3 protein-coding genes are annotated in these 4,315 nt (G+C 75.0%); 1 reads left to right on the top strand and 2 read right to left on the bottom strand.

The features are described 5' to 3' along the window. On the bottom strand, window positions 1-1,049 hold a 1,049-nt coding region (locus EAO73_RS29730), incomplete at its 3' end, for a serine/threonine-protein kinase (RefSeq protein ID WP_147975374.1). A 201-nt stretch (window positions 1,050-1,250) separates the two neighbouring features. Beyond that, window positions 1,251-2,897 (bottom strand): serine/threonine-protein kinase, encoded by a 1,647-nt coding sequence (locus EAO73_RS29735; RefSeq protein ID WP_147974630.1) that lies wholly within the window; start codon window positions 2,895-2,897, stop codon window positions 1,251-1,253. A 479-nt stretch (window positions 2,898-3,376) separates the two neighbouring features. Between EAO73_RS29735 and EAO73_RS36925 the strand changes: the two genes are divergently transcribed. Continuing rightward, on the top strand, window positions 3,377-4,315 hold a 939-nt coding region (locus EAO73_RS36925), incomplete at its 3' end, for an FHA domain-containing protein (RefSeq protein WP_224756516.1).

Genomic DNA, 4,315 nt, shown 5'->3' on the forward strand with positions numbered 1-4,315 from the left:
CGCGGGGCGCGGGCGGTGCCCCGGGGGCCGCCGGACAGCTCGTCGGGGGCCGGGACGCGCATGCTCGTGTGGGTGTCGCGGTTGGAGTCCGGGGACGAGCCCGGCACCAGCGGGACGGCGCCGCGCCTGCGGGGCTCGTCGCCGGGCGGGGCGTACTGCTGCTCCTCGTAGCCCTGCAGGGCCTCCGGCTCCTCGTCCGGCTCGTCCACGTCCAGCGGCGGGATGCCGGCCAGCTGCGGCAGCTGTTCGCGCAGCCGGGCCGCCAGCTCGGAGGCGCGCAGCCGGGAGGCCGGGGCCTTGGCCAGGCACTGGACGAGCAGCTGCCACAGCTCGTCGGGGATGCCGGGGAGCGGGACGACGGTCTCGGTGACATGGCGGCGCAGGACGGCGCCGGGGTGGCCGCCGCCGAAGGGCGTGAACCCCGCGAGGAGCTCGTACAGCACCGTGGCCAGGGCGTAGATGTCGACGGCGGCGCGGGGCGGCAGGCCCTCGACGATCTCGGGGGCCAGGTAGTCCGGGGTTCCGATGATCTTGGTGGTCTTGGTGCGGCGCGGGGTGTCGATGAGCTTGGCGACGCCGAAGTCGGTGAGCAGCGCGGGGTGGGCGTTGCCCGGACCGAGCGGCCCCTCCATGTCGAGCAGGATGTTCTCCGGCTTGACGTCGCGGTGGACGATCCCGGCGGCGTGCGCGGCGGCGAGGCCGTCGGCGACGTCCGCGACTACGGCGACGGCGGCCTCGGGGGCCAGCCGGCGTTCGCGGTCGAGGCGGGTGCGCAGGTCGGTGCCGCGGACCAGGTCCATGACGAGGGCGAGGTCGTTGCCGTCCACCACGAGGTCACGGACGGCGACGACGTGCGGATGGTCCAGCCCGAGCAGCGCGGTGCGCTCCTGGACGAACCGGCCGACGAGCTCCTGGTCGGACGCCAGGTCCTCGCGGAGCAGCTTGATGGCGACGGGGCCCTCGGGGCCGTCCCCGAGCCACACCGTGCCGGCGCTGCCGCGCCCCAGTATCTGGTGGGCGGTGTACCGGCTGCCGATTTTCCGTGCCAAGACTGCTCCCTCAGCGGCTGGCGATGGACCCAACAACCCCCGGTCGACAAAGTTACGCGGCGATCGGGGGCCCGCGTGCCGTGGTTGGCGCCAACCTTCGCTTCTACGGGCGAATTGCCTCGGAATTGGTCCGCGGAAGTCGATATAGCTACAGAGTTGTCCGGCCGGGCGGTGAGTCCGCCCGGCCGGGACGACGTCCGGTCACTTGCCGCTGCCGCCGAGCTTCGACATCCAGTCCTTCACCGTGGAGGCGGCGTCGGTGATCGCGTGCCAGTAGCTCTGGCCCGTGCCGATCCAGTCCTTCAGCGGGGTCAGTTCCCAGATCAGCCAGCTCGCCACGAAGAGCAGCACCAGCGTGAACAGGCAGCCCTTGAGGCAGCCGAGGCCGGGGATCTTCATCGGGTTGGCGCTGCGCCGCCTCGGCTCGCGAGGTGCGCGCTGCGCGGGCTGCTGGGGCTGCTGCGGCGGCGCGTACGCCTGCTGCTGCGGCTGGGGCTGGTACTGCTGTCGCTGCGGCTGGTACTGCTGCTGCGGCGGCTGCGGCTGGTACTGCTGCTGTTGCCGCTGCGGGTACTGCTGCTGCGGCTGCTGGTACTGCTGCCGGTCGCGCGGCGGCTGCTGCGGCTGCTGGCGCTGCGGGCGGCGGCGCAGCGGGTCCTGGCTGGGGTCGAGGTACTGGACCTGGGTCTGCTCGTTGCGGTCGCGCGCGGCCCGGAGCTGGGACTGCCAGGGGTGCGGTTCCTCGGGGCGCGGGTCGCTGCCGGGGCGCGGCGGCACGGGCGGCAGGACCGCGGTCGGGTCGGCCTGGGGGCCGGCGCCGGGGCCGCCGGTGTGCGGCAGGACGCTGGTGGCCCCGTTGGGGTCGTACGAGCCCGCGTTGCTGGGCAGCACCTGGGTCGGGTCGGCCGCGCCGGGGACCTCGGGGACGGCGGTGGGCGCCGGGTCGGGCGCGAGCAGGGCGCCGACCCCGTCGGCGGCGGCGATCTGCGCGGAGCTCGCGTGGACACCGATACCGGCGGCGACGGTACGCAGCCCGCGCGCCAGGTTCTCCGCGCTGGGCCGGCGGTCGGGGTCCTTGCTCAGGCAGCGCTCTATGACCGTCCACAGCGGCTCGGGGACGGTGCTGGGGCGGCGGGGCTCCTCGCTGAGGTGCCGGTGCAGTACTTCCAGAGCGGTGCCGCCGGCGAACGGCGGACGGCCGGTGACCAGCTCGTACAGCAGGATGCCGGCGCCGTAGATGTCGACGGCGGAGGTCTGCGGGCGGCCCTCGGCGGACTCCGGCGCCACGTAGGCGGGGGTGCCGACGAACTCGTGGGTCCGGGTCAGGCCCGGCGAGTCGGCGAGGCGCGCGATGCCGAAGTCGGTGAGCATCGGGCGCATCTCGCCGTCCGGGTCGGCGAGCAGCACGTTGGCGGGCTTGAGGTCGCGGTGGACGACCCCGTCCGCGTGGCTGGCGGCGAGCGCGTCGGCGATCTGCGCGGTGAGCAGGGCGGCGGCGACCGGGGTGAGCGGACCGTTGTCGCGCAGGTACCGGTGCAGGTCGGGGCCGTCGATCAGGTCCATGACGAGGGCGAGGAGGTCGCCCTCGACGACGAGGTCGCGGGTGCGCACGATGTTGGGGTGGGTCAGCCGCAACAGGACGGAGCGTTCCCGCAGGAACCGCATCACCACGTCCGCGTCGTTGGCCAGCTCCTCCTTGAGGACCTTGATGGCCACGGTCTCGCCGGGCCGGCCGGCCACGGCCGCCTCGGCGCCCGCCGCCTCGCGCTGGCTGGCGCGCCAGACGGTGCCCGTGGCGCCGCGTCCCAGCGGCTCCTCGAGCAGGTACTTGCTGCCTACCGGCCGCACGTCATGCGCTCCCTGCTGGTCGTGGTGCTTGCGGTCCCCGGGTGCCCCCGGAGTTTCCGGCCCACTCTAGAGGCTGTACGGAAGAGGCCGGCCGGGCCGGGAAGGTTACCCGTTTGTCCGCAATCCCCGGATGTATACCCTCTGCTCACCGATGACTCCCCGGTGTGCGCTCCCCGCTTCCCGCGCGCACCGGTCACAGGGGAGGACGCGGACGCCGGGCGGATGGTTGCCGGAGGCCGGTCCGGGGAACCGGTCATGCCGCACTTTTGCGGCCAGAGCAGACCTTTCAAGATCACTTAGTGGTCACCGCCGGGCGTGTTGTCAGTGGCGGATGCGAGGATGCCTGGAGCACGACTGCGGGGTCGGGAGCCTCGCGGTGCGTGACGAACCTGTACCGGACGACGCGTCCGTGCCGGGTGGGGGGAATCACAGGGCGTCCCTCCGGCCGGCACCGCGCGCAGAAGGGACCGCTGACGGCGATGCAGATCCGGCTGACCGTCCTCGCGCCGCCCAGCGGCCAGACCCCGGCGCGCGCCTGCGATGTGCTGGTCACCGCCCCCGCGGGGACGGCGCTGGCCGCCGTCGCGTCCGGCCTGGCGATGGCCGTCGCCGGTCCCGACGGCTCCCTGGGCAGCGGTGCGGTGGTGCTCTTCGCGGGCCGGGAACGACTCGACGCGCAGCGGTGCGCGCTCGGTGAGCCGCCCCTCGTCGACGGGGCGGTGCTCTCGCTCCAGGCACCGGGCGAGGACGAGTCGGCGGACGACGCGGTGCCCGCCCAGCTCCAGGTGATCGCCGGGCCCGACGCGGGCGGGGTCCATCTGCTGCACGGCGGCACGATCCGGATCGGCCGCTCGGCCGAGGCCGATGTCCCGCTCGACGACCCCGACGTGTCCCGGCTGCACTGCGAGGTGACGGTCTCCGACGACGGCCGCGTCGCGGTGGCCGACCTGGGCTCCACCAACGGCACCTCGCTGGACGGCGCGGAGGTCCACGACCGCCCGGTCCGGCTGTCCCCGGGCGCCCTGCTGCGGCTCGGCGAGTCGACACTCCGGCTCACCTCCGGCGCGCGTCCGCCGGTGCTGCCGACGACGCCGGACGGCGAGGGCCATCTGCGGGTGGCGCGGGCCCCGGCCGCCCCGGCACCGGCCCCGGAAACCCCGGCGCCCGCCCCCGAGGGCGACCGGCACGACCACGACCGCCACGCCCCGGACGACGCCGGGGCCGCGTCCCGGCCCGGCTCCTCCGCCGGGCACCCCGGCCGCTTCCCGGAGCAGGAGATGCCCCGGCGCGGCGGCATAGGAGCCTGGGCCCGCCGGTTCAAGGGCGGCAGGACCGAGCCCGCGCCCGCGAGCGCCCCCGCCGAACCCGCGCCGTCCGCCCCCGCCACGTTCGCCTCGCTGCCCACCGCCCCGGAAGGC

It is taken from the genome of Streptomyces sp. col6 (genome assembly GCF_008042035.1).
In the GTDB taxonomy this organism is placed as follows: domain Bacteria; phylum Actinomycetota; class Actinomycetes; order Streptomycetales; family Streptomycetaceae; genus Streptomyces.